Raw genomic sequence first — 19740 nt, 5'->3', positions numbered from 1 at the left:
GTTGGGTATCCCTCAATGTCAGTGAGTCAGCCGGCAAGGATGCTCGCTTACTGGCTTTCTCCAATGCTAATTGGAGAGAAAGAGGTCACCCGACATTATTCTGTGCATGGAGATAATTGTTATTTTTGTGCTTGCTGTTATTCCCTTTCAATTAGAGATTACAAATGATTCTACAGCCAGTAAGAGTTTACTTTCTTATGGTGTTTGTTTCGTTGGCGATGGGATGTGCCGCTTCATTTCCTGAAGTTGAAAATGATTTTGAACAAAACTGGCAACCAACTGAATTTAAAGCCAGTGCGTATGTGATACCTACTGCTCCAGAAGCTTTAGCAAGGCGAATCGCACTCGTTCGTCAAGCTCGCTCTAACATAGATATGACCTACTTTTCTTGGGATAAAGACTTAGTAGGGCTACTATTATTGCAAGAAATTAAGCTCGCTGCAGATCGTGGTGTCAAAGTCCGTCTTACCTTGGATGATTTACTCGTGTTTGATGAGAAATGGTTAGCGGATCTAGATCACCACTCAAATATTGAGATCCGGTTATTCAATCCATTTAGTTCAAGAAAAACGGGCTGGTTGGGACGAGTTGTTGATTTTGCAGGTAACAGAAGCGCTCTTGATCATAGGTTGCATGAGAAATACTTCAATGTCGACCAAACTTGGATGATCTTAGGTGGACGCAATATCGGTAATGCGTATTTTGGGTACAGCACCGAAGCTAATTTCTTCGATATGGATGTTCTATTCGAAGGAGACATCCTCAATGCGTTTGCACAGAATTATCAAATGTTGTGGGACAGCGAACTATTGAGCCCAATCTCTGCTGTTGTAGCAACGAAGCAAAAGCGCAGATATGCTCACTTTAGTAAAGCGCTTAATAGGGCGTTAATGGGTGGTGATGAAGTACTAAAGGCAATAGACCTATCGGTTCAACAGCTGCAAGAGGTAACTTATACCGCTATCACCGCTGTACCTGTGTTTGACTCAGTTGAGAAGTTGGATGATAGCCAGCCATACTTTCGGTCCCGACTTGAACACCTACTTTCTGAGCCACTAGACACCGCAGAGCAAGTCACAATCTCTACTCCTTATGTCATTCCAACTCGGGGGGAATTTAAGGTGATAGACGCTTTGACAAAGCGCTCGGTCGAAGTGGAGCTACTGACCAATTCTTCGAGTTCCAATGACTCGGCTTTTGTACCTGCTACGTATGAGCAAAGCAGAGAAGCATTATTGGATAAAGGTGTACACATACTGGAGTATAAAGACAGAGCCTTAAACGATGATCACTACTTTCATGCAGATACGTACTATCACAACAAGACTGTGATTTTAGATAACAAGTTAACCTATATTGGCTCATCCAATTTTGACCCCAGATCAGACTTTCTCAACATCGAGTTCGGGGTTGTGATTGATAGTGCCTCATTTGCCCGAGATGTTGAGCACTATTTGAAGCGGCAACAAGATCAAGTGTTTTGGAAAGTATCACGCAATGACGATGGAAATACGCAATGGGTATCTGGAGATCAAGTAGAGTTGAAATCTCCTAATTATGGCGTAATTCATACTCTGCCAGATTGGGTGTTCCGTAAGTTGAGTATTGAATTGGAGTTATAAAAAAGGGGGCTGATGCCCCTTTTTGTTTATGTTAGTTTTGTAAAGCGTGGAAGTGCTTTACATAGGCATTTACCGACTTCAGAATCGATTTTTTGACTTCTAAAATTGGCTTCGAATGTGTGTTCCACAAAGCGAATGAGAATTTTAAACCATTTTTCAGCTCGTCAAACTTCACTGGCTCTAGGTGTGAGGTAACGTATTCTGACTCGGATAGAACTTTTGGCAGCCATGCCCAACCGAGATCATCTTGTATCATTTTGATCACCAGAGCGAGCTGATCCACTTCTTCATTATTGGCTGAAAGGACAATTTTATCTTTGAACCCTTCTTGGACAAATGCGCGTAGTACAAACTGCCTAGTTGTTCTTAGTGCATTGAGTGCTTGATCTTCCGGTAGTTGAGAAAGCTCACTTCCTTTTTTCACGAAGGGTAGGAATTCAACATGACCGATGAAGGTAGAATCTTTACCGTAGATCCCTTTTGCTTTATCCACATTAACTAAGCCAAAGTGTATGTCTCCACTTTGAATGCCCTCGTCAATTTCTGCTTTGGTCTTCACCAAAAAGTTAACGCGCATATTGGGGAAGTCTTCTCCCAGCTGCTGCCTAATGGAAGACAATAACCCATGGGGAATCACACTGGAATGAGCAAAATTCAGTTGCTCAAGGCCTCCAAAAGAAAGGCTCAGCGCAATTTTATCAAAGATTTTAGATTGCTCGATGGTTGATTTGGCATAGTGATAGAGAAGATCCCCTTCTTCAGTAGGTTCAACCTTACGTCCAATTCGCTCGAACAAATCAACGGCAAGGATATCTTCTAGGTTTGCGATAACCTGCCCCGTCGTCGTTCGATGTTTATTAAGCTTTGCGGCCGCTTTACTGAATGAGCGTTCATCATAAACTGTGACAAAGGCTAGTAGTTGCTCAATGCTAAAATTCATTAATCGGTATTTCCCTATGAAAGAAGTGATCGTATCTTTTTCTAAGACTAACAAAGTTTAGTTGCAGATTAGAACTGCGTTAACCTGTTGCTATCACATTGTGCCGACATTTTCTGCTCAGCTCCTGTTGCTTAAGGTGTGCTGGTTAAAATCCTAGAGGTTGAGAAAATACGTATTGCTAATGAGGATGGGAGTAATATCGATATTTGTAGGACTCAATCCGTCAATAGGGAGTTAGTTGAAGAGAAGAAATAAACAAGAATACCTGCAGTACGGAAACAGGGTAATGCACTCGCCTTACCCACAGGAGGGAATAATTTTTTGTATTGCATAGGTTCTAATCATGAAAAAACTAACCACACTTACTATCGCTTTAGCATCGCTTGGTTTTGCGTCTGCAGTTCTAGCACAAGATGCTCAACCTAACCCATCCGATCTAACGGAAACGAGCACATCGGCCTATTTTGGCTTAAACAATCAAGGTGATTTAAAAGGGTCGATCTCTGGAGACTTTCACTTTGATAGCGGTCAAACAGGCATGTTGACTGTAGAAGGAACGATGGACAAAGAAGGTAAATACTCTGACAGTCGTATGCAGTACTTTCATGTCTTTAGCACAAATAACACCACAGTACCTCGAGCTGCCGTGTCGATAGACTTAATTGACAACGCCATGTTTACATCTGCCTCTGTTGGTGGTGTTGCCGCCATAAATGCAGGGGTTAAAGGACTGCAGCTATTCCCACGCTTGGGGGCTTTAGTGGGTGAATACTCTGATGAATCGGTCGCTATGTTTAAAGTAGACGAGAGTGCGGCTGCTGGTGTGTCTGCAGCGTTTTATGCCATGTATACGCTTGGAGAGGACGGGACGTATATTGGCGCATGGCCGGAGTACAATTATCTAAACGGCGATATAGAAACGTCCTTGCTGAAATCAACGATAATGATCGCTACCCCTTTTTCTTCAGACAAAACCCGCTGGGGCCAACTCAGAGTCGACAATACTTCTGGAAAGATGCAGTCCGAAACACACTCTATTGATATCGATGACACCGTTGTCTGGGCAAACTATAAGTTCTATTTCTAATATAGGTAATGAGTTGAAAAGCGGCGTGTGAGCGCTGCTTTTTTTGTTTTAGGGGTACACGTGATTAACAGAGGGGACTGGTCTCACGAGTGAACAAAGAAGTCTAGTTGCTTTTTAAGATCACGATTTCGATGTGTTTCATCCGTCATATGAGAGTTAGAAGAATGAGAAAAGTCTTCAATAATAGTAATCAAAGAGGCAAACGCTCTTCCTAAGCGACTCACTAATCGAACCGACTGGAGTACCAACATGACTAACACAATGAACGTAAAACAACTGAAAAAAACGGCACTGGCAATGATGGTGGCGTTATCACCTAGCGCATTTGCTTATGACCTAGTGATCATGAATGGTCGCGTAATGGATCCTGAAACAGGCATGGATAAGGTGACCAATGTCGCTGTAGATAATGGACAGATTGTTGAGATTACCGATCTCACTCTAGAAGGCGATAAAGTCATTGATGCTGAAGGTTTAGTTGTTGCTCCTGGGTTTATCGACACTCATTCACACGTGGTAGCTATACCTGTCATGCAGAAACTCGCGCTGCGCAATGGCGTCACAACGCCACTAGCGTTAGAAGTGGGCGCTTACCCAATCACAAACTGGTATGCACGTTTAGAAGGTCGCTCTCAAACTAACTTTGGTGCGAGTGTGTCTGCAGCTGGCATCCGCACTAAGGTGCTGAACGATAAATATCAAACTCGTACCGGTACTATGATCAACGACATCTTTGATGCAAAAGAGACCAAGGCATCGGGTGTGAGTGGTGTGGCACTCACAGACATTGCGACCAGCGAACAGATTAAAAAAATCACAGAAATGGTGGATAAAGAATTAAAAGATGGTGGATTGGGTATTGGTGTACCTGTCGGCTATATGTCGAAAGCAACCACTATGACAGAAACAAAAGAATGGCAACGTTTGGCAGGTGAATACGGTGTACCTACGTACTTACATGGTCGCTTCTCAAGTGAGCTTCCGCCAACGTCTGGTTTGCTAAGCATTCAAGAAATGCTGTCGAGCGTAGGTGTATACGGTGGTGGCTTACTTGTTCAACACATGCATCAGCAAACCCTTAATGAAACACCAGAAGCGCTAAAAATGCTCGATGATGCTCGTGGCAAGGGCTACAAGGTTATGGCGGAAATCTATCCTTACAACTACGGCGCGACCATCGCCGCCGCGGATTATTTAGAGCCATCAAACTACCAGCGCAATATGGGGCGTGACTACTCAGATATCATTGAAACTGAAACGATGAAGCCACTAACCAAAGAGCGCTATGAGCAACTGTTGAAAGAGAACCCAGGTGCAAGCGTGATGTTTTACGGCGCAACGAATGATGACCTAAAAAATGCACTAGCACATGAGTCTTCTATTATCGGTAGTGATGCTTTCCCATTGATGAAATCGAATGGCATGATGGCATACAGCTGGAACACACCATATGAGGGACTGCAGGGGCACCCTAGAGCAGCGGGTACTCAAGCTCGTGTACTGAAAATGGTTCGCGAAGACGACTTGATGCCACTTATGCTAGCGGTTTCTAAAATGTCGTATATGCCTGCACGATTTTTAGAAGAAAATGGTATTGAGCAAATGAGTAAGAAAGGCCGTATTCAAGTAGGAGCCGATGCTGATATCACGCTATTTGACCCACAGACAGTCGCAGACAACTCATCTTTAAAAGAGCCAGGATTACCTTCAACAGGTATCCCTTATGTGGTGGTTAATGGCACTGTTGTTGTGGAAGATTCTAAAGTACTTGAAGGTGTTTTCCCTGGCCAAGCGATTCGTAACAGCCTAACAAAATAGTTAAACCGATTTCTTGCACTTATCAGCCCCGCCTTATGGTGGGGCTTTTGGTTGTTAATAAAACGGACTTGGTAGGATTACATCCATCATTCGGGATTAACGACTTTTACCGCGAATATTTAAAGTGGCGCCATGAATTGTAGCGAGGCTGATTTGATGGTGTTTCATTGTCGTTGGTTGTTTTTCCTGTTGCTTGTTTCTAGTCAGGCCTTGTCGTTTGACTATGAGGTTAGCGGTGTGTCTGGTGAGTTGAGAAAAAACATTGCTTACCATTTACAGCCCCTCCAACATAAATCCATCAACACTCGGGCGGTGAAAAAGGCGGTTGATTCCGCGCTTCATCCTTATGGCTTCTATCATTCGACGTTTGAACTTAGTCAACCATCTCCTAATAAAGTGCGGGTAAATGTTCAAGCCGGAGAACCTATTCTGATAGCGCAGGCCGATATCGTGATAAGCGGATCTGCAAGTGTAGATGATGATTTCCATCGCTTGCTGGATGAAGCACCGATAGTTGGAGACGTGCTCAACCATAAAAAATACGATACGTTGAAAAGTAACATTCAATCCCTCGCTTTGAAGAAGGGTTACTTCGATGGCGCTTTTTCATCTGCTCAGATGGAAGTTTCACCGAGTCAGAATACGGCAAGACTTACGTTACATTTTGAGAGCGGGGAGCGCTATAAATTTGGTGCAATCACCCTTCTAGATAGCCAGATTGAAGAAGAAAGAGTACTCGGAATGAAGACTTTCTCGCAGGGGGACTCATTCGACTCGCATTTATTGAGTGAGTATCAAGCTCGCCTTGCAGAATCAGGCTGGTATCAAAACATCCAATTGAGTGCTAAGTATGAGGAAGTTAATGATGCCTTTGAAATACCCATCGATGTGCGAGTGACTCCTCGGGCAAAAAATCGGGTTCAATTAGGGGCGGGTTATGCCAGTAGCACAGGAGTAAGAGGCTCAATGCGCTGGGAGCAACCTTGGTACAACGATAAAGGGCACAGTTTTGAAAGCCAAGTGCAGCTTTCTGTACCTGAGCAATCATTAACGTTGGGTTATAAAGTCCCAACGGCTGAGGTGATGGACAATTATTATGGCGTGAAATTTCGAGTTAAGCACCTCGACTATCTAGATACTTTGAGTCTTACTAGTGATCTTACGTTTGAGAAGTTTTGGCGAATTGATCAGGACTGGAAAAGTACTGTCTACTTAACCTACTTATATGAAAACTACCAGCAAGCCTCTCAAACTGATCAAACCCAGCTCACCCTGCCTGGTATTCGATTTCAGTATGAGCCTGAAAAGCCGTTGATCGGAAATCTAAGCCACCGTCATGACTACTCTGTGGAGTTTTCTGAGCCTCATCTGTTGTCTGATTCGCGAGTTCTACGCGTGATTGGGAGCAGTAATTTATCTTGGTTAATTTCGCCGAGAAACCGGCTGAGCGTCAGAGCTTCGATGGGAGCCAATATTACCGATGATATCAGTGAGCTACCTTCCTCATTACGTTTCTTCGCCGGTGGGGAGGGCAGTATTCGTGGTTATAAATACGACTCTATATCCCCGACAGATGAAAGTGGTGAGTTGACTGGGGGGCGTTATATGGCCGCATTGGGAATGGATATTCAAACCAAGCTCTATAAGTCGATTTGGGGAGGTGCGTTTTTTGACATTGGTGATGCGTATGACTCTAAAGTGGATTGGAAACGAGGTGTAGGGGTTAGCTTAGGCTGGGAATCGAAGTTTTTACCCATTCAGTTAGCCCTAGGGAAAGGGCTCGACTCTACATCGGATCGTTTCCGAGTTCACCTTACGTTGGGCGCTCAATTTTGAGCGCCCTTTTTACTGGATTCCAGATAGCGAAAGAGAGGGTTTCGTCCGTCATATTGCAGTTATTGAAACGAAAGTTGCTGGTTATTATTTGCCTCATCACGGTGCTCTAGCAAGACAACAACTTCGCTAAACAGCACCGATAAACAATGAGTTTTTAAATTAAGAGAAGGTAAATATCATGGCTATCAACTACACCAAACTGGATCGTGAAGTAACTGAACTGTCTGATGTCATCTGGGACATGGCGTCAAATGTTTGGGAGTTTGCAGAGCTGAGCTACGAGGAGTTTCAAAGTTCGGCGCTTGAAAGCGCTGTGCTTGAACAGTACGGCTTTGAGATCGAGAAAAGAAATATAGCGGACCTAGCGACGTCTTGGGTTGCAAGCTGGGGGACAGGTTCTCCCGTTATCGGATACTTGGTTGAGTTCGATGCTTTGCCGGATTTAGGTAATGATACAGTACCGTACAAATCACCTGCTAAATCAGGTAATACCAACGGTCATGGCTGTGGACATAATTTGATTGGCTCTTCGTCGATTGGCGCAGCAATCGCATTGAAAAAGCACATGGAGAAAGAAGGAATAGCAGGGACGATTAAAGTCTACGGCTGCCCAGCTGAAGAGTCGCTGAATGGCAAAAACTATATGGCTGCTACCGGGCTTTTTGACGAATTAGATGTGTGTTTACATAACCACCCAGCAATGGTGAATGCTGCGATTAACTTCCACTCGGCCGCTTCTATTGATTTAATTTTTGAGTGGCACGGTGTGACAGCACATGCTGGTGCAGCACCTTGGGAAGGACGCAGTGCTCTGCACGCTGCGGAAGTATTCATTGTTGCTGCAAACATGATGCGTGAACAGTTAGAGCCGACAAGTCGGCTGCACTATCAGATCTTAAACGGTGGTTCGGCGGTCAATGTTGTGCCTGATTACGCAAAAGTGTTGGTCAGATACCGAGGTAAGAGTGCAGACAATGTTCGTAAGCACAAAGAATGGCTAGAGGATATTGCAAAAGGTGCTGCGCTAGCGACTCAGACTCGTTCGGAAATGACCAATCTAGGTGGGATCTACGATTGTTTGGCAAATGATGTGCTTGCAAACTCGGTGACCGAGCATATGAGACGTTACTTCCCAATTGATTGGACAGAAGAAGAACAGAACTTTGCTAAATCTATCCAGCGGGAGATGGGAAAACCAGAAGATGGTTTAGCGGTAGATGTAATGGACGTTCCTCAGGGAGTTGAAGTCGGTGGTTCTTCGGATGTTGGTGATATTAGCTGGAATGTACCTACCATGGGGATCATGTATGCGTCATGGCCAAAATACATCCCACCTCATCAGTGGGGTTGCACGGCCTGTAATGGAATGAGTATTGGTCAAAAAGCGGTGATCAATGCGGCGCATGCAATGGCAGCGCAAGGTTTAGAATTGATGACCTCTCCTAGCCTTGTTGAAGCAGCACAAGCTGAATTTGTACGTAAAAAAGCGGGACGCGAATATGTTTCTCTCAATGACACTGTGAACAACCCTCGCGGCATTTTAGATGACGAGCAAATTTCACATTATGATTGCTGTCTACATACTGCAATGGAGCAGTTTGGCGGTTGCGATCATCATCATGGCTAAGCCAGTATGTCTATACTATTTACAATATTGATAGGCTAAACAAAAAGAGCGCCCTAAAGGCGCTCTTTTTACACTGTAAACTCGGTGGTTTAGACGGTGAAACGGTCTACTAAGTGGTACAGCTCCTTGGCTCGGTCGTTGAGCTCTTGGCTGCCTGCTCGGTTTTGATTGGCAAGCTCAGCTGATTGGCTACTTTGATCTGAAATTACCACGATACGCTGTGAAATCTCTTGCCCCACAATACTTTGCTCTTCAGTTGCAGTCGCAATCAAGGAGTTCATATCCATGATGGTGCCAATTGAATTCTGGATTTTCACCAACGCTTCCGCAGCCGCGTTGGCTTCATGGACAGTGCTATCGCCTCTTGCTCGACTCGCATCCATTGCTTTTACTGCATCATCGGACGCAGATTTGAGCTTTTCAATCATCTCATGAATTTCGCCTGTGCTATCTTGAGTGCGGCTAGCTAATTGGCGAACTTCGTCTGCAACCACTGCGAAACCGCGGCCTTGTTCACCTGCACGCGCAGCCTCGATAGCCGCATTTAGTGCCAGTAAGTTGGTTTGTTCTGCAATACCTTGAATCACTTCTAGTGAAGATGAAATGTTTTGAACGTCGCCTTCTAGTCGAGAAATAACGTCACTTGCTTTGGACACTTCTCCTGCTAAGTCTTGCACAGAATTCGCAGCCGAGTTAACGATATCTTGTGCTTCCTTAGCATTGTCGTCCGCTTGTTTTGCTGATTCCGCTGCTTGGCTAGCATTGTTGGAAATCTCAGTAGCCGTGGTTGTCATTTCTGTCATGGCCGTTGCGACTTGTTCGGTTTCTTCGCGTTGACCAGATGCAAGCTCATCGACTTGCGCCGCTCGACTCGACATGTTGCCTGTTTCTTCCAGTACTTGCTGGCCGACATTGCCAACGTTACTAATGATAGATTGAAGGCTTTCCACAAACTGATTGAAGTTGCCGCTTAGGCTAGCGAATTCTGGAATCTTCGATGGCTGCATGCGTGCGGTCAGATCGGCATCACCACTTGCAAAGGATTGAATCGATTGATCAAACTGCTCGATTGGCTGCATGATGCTGCGGTTAATGATGACAGCAAATGCACCAACTGCTGCCGCGATAACAAGGCAGAATAGGGCAATAGCGCTGAGAGTTTGCTCTAGCTCCGCGTTAGCGGCCTGCTCCATGGACTCTATGATGGCATCAATATCGTCGGTGTAGAAACCAGTACCTATCATCACATCCCATTGCGGGATGAACATTGAATAGCTCAGCTTAGGTAGCGCTTCAGTTTGACCCAGCTTAGGGAAATAGTACGTAGTGAAGTCACCGGTTTTGGCATTTTTAAGCAAATCTTGGATTAAGTAATTGCCTTGTTTATCTTGCAGGTTAAAGAAATTGTCGCCAATGCCTTTGTCACTTTGTCCAACAGAGACGCGCACACCTTGAGCGTCGTACACAAAAATATAGCCAGATTCCCCGTATTCCAGTTCACGCAACACTGGTAACGCTTCTTCGATAGTGGCTCCGCGTTGCAGCAGAGGTTCAATCGCAGAACGCGCCATCTGCATGTAGTTTTTGAGTTCCTCTTTCTTCATGTTCATCATGTTAGAGCGGGTAAGCTCAACCTGACTTTCATTAAAGCTGGTGGTTTTCATATAAGTAAACCACATCATCCCGGATGTAATCACGAGTAGAGGGATCAGCGACAGCACATAAAGTCTTTTTCTAATAGATAGGCCCATAGTTACTTCCTGTTTTAATTAGCCATGGTTTGTAAGATGTTATTGTTTTTATAAACTTTAAGACTAACGAATTTCGTATTACAGGAATGTGAATGTTGATAGTTTTAGTGATAAATAGACTAAGGTCTAAGTGATGCAACTCACTAAACTAATATCCCTCTTTTCAACGTATTAGCTAAGCATATTGTTCTTGAATATCTCCATCTGAATCATTCTTCTACCAAACTATTCTTATACCTTTTAGCTCAGATCTTCCCTTGTGCATTTCTACAGATCGGCCAGAGGGCCTTATCGGCTCAAACGTGAGCCTATCCGTTGTTAACAATGCGACTGATGTTTTTTTATTCTATGTGCAAAGAGAAAGAGGGAAAGCGAGACGAAGCTAACTTTTGAGCTCACCGCAATTCACCTCACTGAGTGAACTGCGGATATACGGTTCACCGCTAGTAGCCTTTACCAACTTAAACACAAGTCGACTGCCATGGAGGGAAGTTACGTACGAAGTTACCCTAATTGAGAGGAAACACTATGAAAAAATTGACGATTGCAACGGCTATTTTGACCACTCTATGTATTGGTTCAGCAACGGCAGCTGAAGGAACCCGTGAGAACTTTGTTCAAATGGAAACGTCAAAATATTTCTCCGTCACGATTGCTAAATCGGAACTCGGAAAACAGAACTCATGGCGTCACTTCCGTACGACTCCCAAAACAGAAGAACAGCCAATAGTAAGAATGAACCGTGACACGATTTATTCAACTGCAGTCATCGATACAGAAGGTGGTGCAAGCATTACTCTTCCTGATATGGGTGGGCGCTTTGCGATGGTTCAGTTCACTGATGAGAATCACCAAACTTTCGACTTAGTTTACACCGATGGTGATGAAACCATAAAGGTGCCAGATTCAACCAAATACATGTTTGTAGTGGTTCGCATCTACTTGCCTGACCTTAACGATCAAGCTGAAATTTCCCGTTTGAATAAGCTGCAAGATCAGCTGGTGATCAATGCTTCTTCTGACGATAAATATGTAAGTTTTGACAACATGACTTTGCCTGAGCTGGCAGCTCAAACTGAAGGCGTGAAAAGAGAATTACTGCTAGAGATTGCTGATATTGGTATTGAAGACTCTGAAGGCATGTTTGGTATGGACAGCTATACGAGCGAAGAGAGTAAACTGCAAGGTACCGCTTACGGTTGGGGTGGTGCAACTTACAAAGACAACATTTATCAGTACTCGCCAGAGTTTTCTAGCACAGAGTGTCACCAAACAACGTTCAAAGATCCGAAGAACAAAGGTTTCTGGTCATTCACTGTCTACAACACAGATGGCTTTATGTTTAACGACAAAGCGTCGATAAACTCAGGTATTGCTAAGCCAAATGCCGATGGGACTTACACCGTGAGCTTTGGTTGTGGCGAGAACGCTATCAACAATATTCCACTAGACGGATTAAAGCCAACCGACACCTGGAACGTACTGGTTCGCCAGTATGCACCGTCTGAAGCGGCAAAATCGATTGACCCAAGTAAGACTATCCGACGTGTAAACTAATACAAAACATGGCCAAGGAAGGCCATGGTTAGTGCCTCAGCATTTCTGCAAATTCTCTAATTTGCCTCGCGCTCGGTTTTTAAGTACACACTCCAGTTCTGATCGAGTGATTGATAATGATACTCACAAAAACCTTTCCGCTCGGTTAAATAATCTTTTTCGATTTCATCTAACAGTTTTGGATGCGCTTCTGGGTCGTAACCGTAGACAAGGCATAATGTCGAAAAGTAGCGTTGTAGATCGAAACTGTGCTCGTCAATGTACTCATCAAACTCGTAGTATTCCGGTTTGTCTTCCGATTCGAAGGCAAACATATCGGCGGCATTAATCGCGATGCTATCCCCACCCTCAACGTAATTGAGCAGTAGCAAAGTGGCAAAGTTGTCTACGGCGTCTTCTTCTTTACCCAAGATAGGAATATTCTGGTCGGCGATGTAAGCATGGCCGGCTTCATGCAGTAAGGTGTGCAGTAACGTTGCATTCGCTCCTTCTTGTGCCGATTCCGCAGAACTTTGCGTCAGGTTTTTGTCGAAGTACTGCTCAGACTGTAGGTAGAACTCATAAGGAATATGGACTTGATGTGATTCAGGATCGTAGAGTGGGCCATCATCGCTGCCGTATTTTATCGTAAGTGGGTTATTGAATGGAAAGTAGAGATCGGCGAGCGACATCAGGGTTTCGTCTACGCCGCTGTCTTTAATGGCTTTGAGGATTTGCTGCTCTTGGTCATTGACTGGAGAAAGATATTGAACCGCGACGCTCGACTCTTTGGCCAGCAATGGCGAGGTGAGTGCTAACATCGAAATAGACGCAAGTGCGCATATTGCTCTCTTCATAGCGAATTTCCACTTATAGTTAATCTAAATGAGTTTACGTCATACTGACACACAAGTTGATTGTTTGCGTTACTGTCTGACCGTTTTCAGGAGTCCTATCATGCAAGTTAATCCGCTGCTAAAGCAGCCTCGCATCCAGTAAGCGTAGCTTAGTTGAACGTATAAGTTACGCCGCGAAAATCGTTCCGTGGCAACTCAATTCAATTGAAGGAATTTGTCATGACACAGAAACACTGGTCTCAATTTCAGTTACTGCATCAAGTGGTGCAGAACAAAAATATCCATATTAAAGGCACACACAGTTATTACAGCGATTGCTGGGATAACGGCTTTGAACATTCTGTGGTGCGCTATTTATTGGGTGATTCACACACGCAACATCATCAGCCCAAGTGGCCCGTCGATAAACTTCATATTGGCGACTACGTCTGTATCGCTGCTGAAGTGGTGATCCTTATGGGCGGGAATCATAATCACCGAACCGATTGGTTTTGCCTGTATCCGTTTTTAGATGATGTCGAGCGCTCATACCAAGGTAAGGGAGATACCGTGATTGGCGATGGGGTTTGGATCGGCATGCGCGCTATGATCATGCCGGGTGTGAGAATAGGTGAAGGGGCAGTGATTGCTGCCAATAGCGTGGTCACCAAAGACGTCGAGCCGTACGCGGTGGTGGCGGGATCTCCGGCCAAGAAAGCTAAGTATCGATTCTCTTCCGCTGTGATAGAAAAGCTACTGTCGTTCAAGATATACGATTGGCCGGCGGAAAAATTTGAGGCGTTGAGGCCGCATCTTTGTAGCCAAGATATGGCGGCGCTGGAGCGTGCCATAGAGGACTATCAATCGTAAGCTAACCAAACTAGGGCGTGGAGAAAGTCTATGATATACTCCGCGCCCACTTAATATCAGAGAGCTGAATTACCATGAGCGCAAAAAAAGAAATCCAGCAGCTAAATAATCGCTTGGACACTTGTCGTCATAAGCTGAACGCCGCGAAGTCTCGTGGTGATCAATCAATGATTACGCATTTTACTGATGAAATTGAAAAGCTGACTAAGAAAGTGAGCCAGCTTAAGCACAAGCAAAGCTACGATCTTAATAAAGAACGTAAAGCTCTACTTGATATGCCGTTCTCTCGTGAAATCACAAAAGCAGAGCAAGCTGACATGGGTAAGCTGAAGAAGTCGGTAAAAGGCTTGGTTGTGGTGCACCCAATGACCAAAATTGGTAAAGAGCTACGTTTGAAAGTGATGACAGGTTACGCACCGAAGAAGTTCTAATTCGAGTAGATAATGATATTCAAACGCCCAGCACTGTGTGCTGGGCGTTTTTTATTGCCAGCGGCTGGCGGCCGAGAACTACTACAGAGATGTAATAACAAAAAATTATCATATTTATAATTATCAATAATTTCACGTAATTCTTAATTCTACCTATACTCTCCTCATCGAAACAAGACACACAAACAACAATGTTGAAGTCGCACTGACTTCGAATAATTAAAGAATTTGGAGAAAGTTATGAAAATGAATCACGTAGGTATCATGGTTGGCGACATGGACAAAGCGGTTGAGTTCTACACTAAAGCGCTTGGTCTACGTATTGTCATGAACAACACTAAGGTTATCGAAGAGCGTGAAAGTGCAATCGGCCGTATGTGTATTGCAGTATTCGGTGAAGGCTTTAAAGGCTTCAACATCGCTCACCTAGTGACATCAGATGGTATCGGTGTTGAGCTGTTTGAAATGAAAGAGCGCCAAGAGCGTCACGAAGTTGATTTTTCTCGCCTAGGCATCTTCCATTTCTGTCTTCAGCTGCCAAAAGAGCAATTTGATACTGCTATTAAGCGTGTTGAAGAATTTGGCGGTAAAGTGCGCATGGATATCCACCGTTACCACCCAGAAGATGAGCTAAAGCAGGCACAAATGGTTTACCTAGAAGACCCGTTTGGTAACCTATTCGAGTTCTACTCGCACAGCTACGAAGATACATACGCTTCAGACTACGAGTAAGCTGATATCGCATAAACAAAAAAGGCTGACATTGTGTCAGCCTTTTTTATCAAAATGTATAACGCTTGCTTAAGCGCCCTTTAGACAACAATAACATTCACGCCTTTACTTCGTAATGTATCTAGAATGCCTTCATCGGCTCCACTGTCGGTGATTAAGGTATCCAATTGCTCCGCAGTCGCGAGCAACTTGCCTCCATGCTTGCCTACTTTACTACTATCGATCAGCGCAACAATACGGTCGCCGTATTCCAACAGCTTTTTCTCCGCCATGTACACCAGAAGATCAGATGTGTGTACTCCAGCAGCAGTGACACCTGTTCCGGTAAAGAACACAAAGCGGCTCTTATGATCATCGGCTGCTTCTGCATCAGGTGAAATAGTAATTTGACGCTCAGGTAGGTACTGACCACCCAGAATGATAATGCTTTGATGATCTTGGCCGATCAGCTGATAGGCGAGTGGCATGAAGTTGGTGACGACCTGGACATCCCGATTGGCTAAGTGCTCACCCATTAAAAAAGTCGTGTTACTGCCACTTATGATAATGCTGTCGTGTTCATCACACAGCTCTGCTGCAGCTTGGGCGATGCGCTTTTTAGCTTCGTATGATTCGATATCTGACGGCGTAGGTATAAAGCTGTTTGGTGCATGAGAAGTTGCTGAACTTGTTTCTTCTCCAATGACCTCTGCACCATTCCGAATTTTCTTAAGTCTTCCTTCTTCTGCCAGCTTAGTAATGTCACGACGGGCAGTAGAAAGAGAAATATCCAACATCTTTACGTAGTCATTAGTAGTGATAAATGTATGACTACTAAGGTATTCCAGTAACCTTCTGTGACGCTGAGCTTCATTCATAATTGTTGTTCCTGATTTTTATTTTGAACTATTTTGACCGAATTTGAACTTTTGGGCAATTATTTTTTATATTTGGTCATTTGTGACCTGTTTTGAATCTTTATTTGTGATCTTGACCAATAAAATGTTCATAAAAAATCAAAAATGACTTTACGTGACCTAATTTGGTCTTTTATAGTCATTTTGCGTCACAAAGAGTCACTGGAGGCCAAAATGAAGTATCAAGCAGTCATAATTGATTTAGACGGTACCCTTTTAAACGATGATGAGCAGATCAGCGCGACAAACCGTGAAGCGATCCATTATGCGCTTGAGCACGGGTATAAGGTGACGCTCGCAAGTGGTCGTCCTCATGAACTGATGATGCCTTATGTCGAGCAGTTAAACCTAACTCTGCCGATCATCTGTTGTAACGGTGCGTATATCTACAATCCTATGACTAATGAAGCAATGCATCGACAACTGATGACACCTCAATTGGTCAGTGAGCTTCTAAGAATGCTCAACGATGGACAGTTTGACTTTACCTTGTATGCCAGCAATGGCGTGTTTGTTCAACAACCTTCAGCGCACTCAAAAGGACTTGTTCGTAAAGCCCAGCAGATAGATACCGCTCTTGATATTCATGTCGAAGCAGACCTGGCCAAGCTCGCTCAGCAATTGGGCGAGGTATACAAAGTGTTGGTGTCTAGCGAAGACAAGCAAGCGCTTTGCGATCTCCGAGACGCTATTCAACCGCATTGCCAAGCCGATTTATCGGCGCCAACTAAGCTCGATATTACAGCCCTTTCGGCGACCAAAGGCAGTGCACTTACTCAATGGCTTACTAGCCAACAAATTTCACCTAATCACACCATTGCATTCGGGGATGGGGATAACGACGCCTCTATGTTCCGCATTGTCGGAGAACCCGTTGCGATGGATAGCGCCAGCCCTTCGTTGAAAGGAATGGCAAACCTCATTGTTACAGATAACAACGGTTGCGGCATTGGACAGTACCTTCGCTTGGTTGTCCGTGAAGGTCTTCATACATGCCAACACTCATTTAGCTACTAAGGAAATACCATGAAAAAAGTAAAAATTGCTGCAGGTCTCGCCCACGTTGATTACGGCCACATGGCAGACATCGTAAAAGAAGTTTCTGACGCGGGTGCGGATTACATTCACTGTGATGCAGCAGACATGCATGACCTAAAAAACATGCAGCTAATGGGCGGACATCAAATCGTTGAAGGGATTCGTCAATACACAGACAAACCAATCGAAGTACACGCTTACTTCAAAGATTGTGACCGTCTGTTTGTAGAAAAAATCGCAGCTGCAGGTGCAGACATGTTGATTCTACCAGCCGAGAACTTCTTGGGTGCGCCGCTCGCTTACATGATGAAGTACTGCCGCGATTACAACATGAAGTTTGGCCTAACCGTGGGTTGTTTCACTCCGGTTTCATTCGTTAAAGAAGCGATCTACTACCTAGACCGTCTGCACATCGTTATCCACGGTGTGAACAATGATGAGTGGTTATGGCGTGAATCTGCAATCGAGATGATCCGTGAGGCTCGTCAGCTGATTAACGAGCGTAACCCTAACTGTGAGCTGTGTGTCGATGGCGGTATCCGTAACCACAACCTAGAAGCGCTATTGAAAGAAGATATCGACGTGATGGTGGCTTCAACCAACATCTTCGGTCACAAAGATGGCATTACAGCGGGCGTGAAAGACTTCCGTGCAGCACTGAGCCAAGCCGAGGAAAACGTTGCAGCAGAAGCTGAAACCGCTTAATCGAGCCAAGCCCATTGAAACGTAAAACGGTGCCGAGCCAGTCCCCCTATTTATGCTCCGGCTTGGCACCAAAACCAAGGATAAAACCATGACACAATTTCAATATTATCAACCGACTAAACTCACTTTTGGTGCGGGAGAAATTCAAAAAATTGGTCAGCTTGTGGCAGGTTACGGCAAGCGCTGCTTAGTGGTATCTGAGCCGATTTTCGATGCAGTAAAGCCTGCGTATCAACGTATTTTCGCTTTGCTCGAAGAACAAGGTATTGAAGTGACTCACTTCGACGGTGTGGTACCGAATCCACCAACAACGGTTGTGGAGTTGGGTCGCCAAGTTGCGATGGCTGCCCAATGCGATGTGGTTCTGGCAATCGGTGGAGGTTCTTCTATCGATACCGCAAAAATCATCGCGGCGACTATCAAGGCTGATTCATTGGATTGGTCTCACTGGTTTGCCACCTATGACTCACCGTTTGGTGACGTCGCGCCACTACCGGCTGAGGTTGTACCGTTAATTGCCGTACCAACAACCTCTGGCACGGGTTCACAAGTCACGCAAGCTGCGGTGATTACTGATGTTGAACAGCATGCCAAGTTAACGCTGTTCCACCCTGAGTTTTTCCCGCTAGAAGCGGTAATCGATCCTGAGTTGATGCTGACGTTACCACCTCGAATGACAGCGATGACAGGTTTTGACGCATTTTCACATGCGTTTGAGTCCTTCACTGGGACGCGACCTTCACCGTTTGTCGACACCTTGGCGTTAGAGGCCATGAAGCTTGTGGTCGACCATTTGCCGAATGTGGTTGATGACGGCTCCGATCTTCAAGGTCGCTGCCAACTGGCGAAAGCGGACACTTTAGGCGGTATCTCATTGGCTAATGGCGGAGCGGGTGCACCGCATCCTCTTGGCGAAATCCTTGGTAGCAGCAAAACCAACTTACCTCATGGTCTGACACTGGCGGTGGTATACCCAGCGTATGTTCAGCTTCAGTGGCGTAAGCAGCCAGAGCGTTATGCGCAAGTAGCGGAATTATTTGGTGCCGTGGGAAGCATCGAAGAAAAAGCTCAGTCGCTGGCGGCGCATTTGGTTAAGTTTTTGGCACGCATTGGGCTTGAGTCGAACTTGACTCAGGTGGGGGTGAGCAAGCAAGACGTTGAAGCGTTAGAGCCTGCATTTTGCTTCGATTTACCACTGACCAGTGGCGAAGAAATGAAGCAAGTTTTGCATGCCAGCTTAGCTTAGTACCGAGAGAAAAATAACGGAGAAAAAGCCATGAAAAACACGATTAGTTCTTCAACTATCACGGCAAAGAAATGGGAAAGAGAGGACTTCTTCGCCAGTGACGTGAAAGCGCTAATATTTGATTTTGATGGCCTTCTTGTGGATACCGAAACCTGTATGTTCAAAGCCTGGGAAGCTTTGATGCAGCCATACGGCGTGAAAGTGTCGCAACTCCAGGTTGCTGGTCTAGTGGGGAGCTCAGTACCAGCAACCGCCCTTTATCAACAGTTTCGCTGTGCTTCTGGTTTGAACATGAGCGATGGTGATATTGGCCAACAAGTGTTAGCAAAAGCATACCAACTGATCGAACACATTTCAGAGCGAGAAGGGGTGAGAGAATACCTTCACTTTGCTCGATCTCAAGGTTGGAAAATAGCACTTGCAACCAGCTCTGAACATGAACACTACATGCCGATACTACAACGGCTAAAACTGACTCACTTCTTTGATTGTTTTGTCGGCGCGGAAGAAATCGTAGCCGAAAAACGCAAACCTCAACCAGACGTGTACTTGCAAGCTTTAGCGCGCTTGGGTGTTTCTGCCCATCAAGCCATCGCATTTGAAGATTCTCCACCGGGGATCAAGGCGGCTCGATCGGCAGGAATACCGACAGTTGCGGTGACCAATTTGCTCACTCGTCACCTCGACGTCTCGCTAGCCGACGTGGTGCTTTCTTCGATGAGTGACCAAACCCTACCTCAACTGATTAATCAACTTACCGAGAAGTAAC

General features: G+C 45.0%; 17 protein-coding genes. 13 read left to right on the top strand and 4 right to left on the bottom strand.

What is annotated here, in order from left to right:
• Positions 1–164 precede the first annotated feature (164 nt).
• On the top strand, positions 165–1622 hold the full coding sequence (locus J4N42_RS22440) for a phospholipase D family protein (RefSeq protein WP_503035169.1): 1458 nt from the start codon (positions 165–167) through the stop codon (positions 1620–1622).
• 31 nt (positions 1623–1653) lie between these two features.
• On the opposite strand, the gene J4N42_RS22435 is transcribed toward J4N42_RS22440, so the two are convergent.
• The gene (locus J4N42_RS22435; protein WP_252032716.1) at positions 1654–2562 is read right to left on the bottom strand and encodes a LysR family transcriptional regulator; all 909 of its coding nucleotides are present in this window, start codon (positions 2560–2562) and stop codon (positions 1654–1656) included.
• A gap of 343 nt (positions 2563–2905) precedes the next feature.
• Between J4N42_RS22435 and J4N42_RS22430 the strand changes: the two genes are divergently transcribed.
• The 4 genes from J4N42_RS22430 to J4N42_RS22415 all read left to right on the top strand — a co-directional run bounded on the left by J4N42_RS22430 (position 2906) and on the right by J4N42_RS22415 (position 8930).
• On the top strand, positions 2906–3649 hold the full coding sequence (locus tag J4N42_RS22430) for a hypothetical protein (protein ID WP_252032714.1): 744 nt from the start codon (positions 2906–2908) through the stop codon (positions 3647–3649).
• A gap of 249 nt (positions 3650–3898) precedes the next feature.
• Positions 3899–5467: an amidohydrolase family protein gene (locus J4N42_RS22425; RefSeq protein ID WP_252032711.1), complete on the top strand. Its 1569-nt coding sequence runs from the start codon at positions 3899–3901 to the stop codon at positions 5465–5467.
• A gap of 132 nt (positions 5468–5599) precedes the next feature.
• Positions 5600–7303 carry an autotransporter assembly complex protein TamA gene (locus J4N42_RS22420; RefSeq protein ID WP_252032708.1) on the top strand — a complete coding sequence of 568 codons (1704 nt, stop codon included), beginning with the start codon at positions 5600–5602 and terminating at the stop codon, positions 7301–7303.
• A gap of 178 nt (positions 7304–7481) precedes the next feature.
• Positions 7482–8930 (top strand): amidohydrolase, encoded by a 1449-nt coding sequence (locus J4N42_RS22415; RefSeq protein WP_252032706.1) that lies wholly within the window; start codon positions 7482–7484, stop codon positions 8928–8930.
• 89 nt (positions 8931–9019) lie between these two features.
• On the opposite strand, the gene J4N42_RS22410 is transcribed toward J4N42_RS22415, so the two are convergent.
• Entirely contained in the window at positions 9020–10681 is a 1662-nt protein-coding gene (locus J4N42_RS22410) for a methyl-accepting chemotaxis protein (protein ID WP_252032701.1), read from the bottom strand.
• 528 nt (positions 10682–11209) lie between these two features.
• On the opposite strand from J4N42_RS22410, the gene J4N42_RS22405 reads away from it, so the two are divergent.
• Positions 11210–12238, top strand: coding sequence for a DUF1254 domain-containing protein (locus J4N42_RS22405; protein ID WP_252032699.1), 1029 nt, complete (start codon positions 11210–11212; stop codon positions 12236–12238).
• Between the two features lie 56 nt (positions 12239–12294).
• Here J4N42_RS22405 and J4N42_RS22400 read toward each other — a convergent pair whose 3' ends face one another.
• Positions 12295–13074: a DUF4344 domain-containing metallopeptidase gene (locus J4N42_RS22400; protein WP_252032696.1), complete on the bottom strand. Its 780-nt coding sequence runs from the start codon at positions 13072–13074 to the stop codon at positions 12295–12297.
• Positions 13075–13293: 219 nt separating this feature from the next.
• Here J4N42_RS22400 and J4N42_RS22395 point away from each other — a divergent pair, with 219 nt between their 5' ends.
• The 3 genes from J4N42_RS22395 to J4N42_RS22385 all read left to right on the top strand — a co-directional run bounded on the left by J4N42_RS22395 (position 13294) and on the right by J4N42_RS22385 (position 15086).
• Entirely contained in the window at positions 13294–13923 is a 630-nt protein-coding gene (locus J4N42_RS22395) for a CatB-related O-acetyltransferase (protein WP_252032693.1), read from the top strand.
• Between the two features lie 74 nt (positions 13924–13997).
• On the top strand, positions 13998–14354 hold the full coding sequence (locus J4N42_RS22390) for a YibL family ribosome-associated protein (protein ID WP_252032690.1): 357 nt from the start codon (positions 13998–14000) through the stop codon (positions 14352–14354).
• A 240-nt stretch (positions 14355–14594) separates the two neighbouring features.
• Complete coding sequence (locus J4N42_RS22385) at positions 14595–15086, top strand: VOC family protein (protein ID WP_252032687.1); 492 nt, start codon at positions 14595–14597, stop codon at positions 15084–15086.
• 80 nt (positions 15087–15166) lie between these two features.
• On the opposite strand, the gene ulaR is transcribed toward J4N42_RS22385, so the two are convergent.
• The gene (ulaR, locus tag J4N42_RS22380) at positions 15167–15943 is read right to left on the bottom strand and encodes an HTH-type transcriptional regulator UlaR (RefSeq protein WP_252032684.1); all 777 of its coding nucleotides are present in this window, start codon (positions 15941–15943) and stop codon (positions 15167–15169) included.
• Between the two features lie 213 nt (positions 15944–16156).
• On the opposite strand from ulaR, the gene J4N42_RS22375 reads away from it, so the two are divergent.
• From J4N42_RS22375 to J4N42_RS22360, 4 genes are all read left to right on the top strand, one after another.
• Positions 16157–16999 (top strand): HAD family hydrolase, encoded by an 843-nt coding sequence (locus J4N42_RS22375; RefSeq protein WP_252032682.1) that lies wholly within the window; start codon positions 16157–16159, stop codon positions 16997–16999.
• 9 nt (positions 17000–17008) lie between these two features.
• On the top strand, positions 17009–17725 hold the full coding sequence (locus tag J4N42_RS22370) for a ribulose-phosphate 3-epimerase (RefSeq protein ID WP_252032680.1): 717 nt from the start codon (positions 17009–17011) through the stop codon (positions 17723–17725).
• Between the two features lie 88 nt (positions 17726–17813).
• Complete coding sequence (locus tag J4N42_RS22365; protein WP_252032678.1) at positions 17814–18971, top strand: iron-containing alcohol dehydrogenase; 1158 nt, start codon at positions 17814–17816, stop codon at positions 18969–18971.
• A gap of 30 nt (positions 18972–19001) precedes the next feature.
• The gene (locus J4N42_RS22360; protein WP_252032677.1) at positions 19002–19739 is read left to right on the top strand and encodes an HAD family hydrolase; all 738 of its coding nucleotides are present in this window, start codon (positions 19002–19004) and stop codon (positions 19737–19739) included.
• Position 19740 lies beyond the last annotated feature (1 nt).

It is taken from the genome of Vibrio sp. SCSIO 43135 (assembly GCF_023716665.1).
Lineage (GTDB): Bacteria > Pseudomonadota > Gammaproteobacteria > Enterobacterales > Vibrionaceae > Vibrio > Vibrio paucivorans.
The sequence above is the reverse complement of the archived record's forward strand: the minus strand, read 5'-3'. Positions and strand labels throughout refer to the sequence as shown.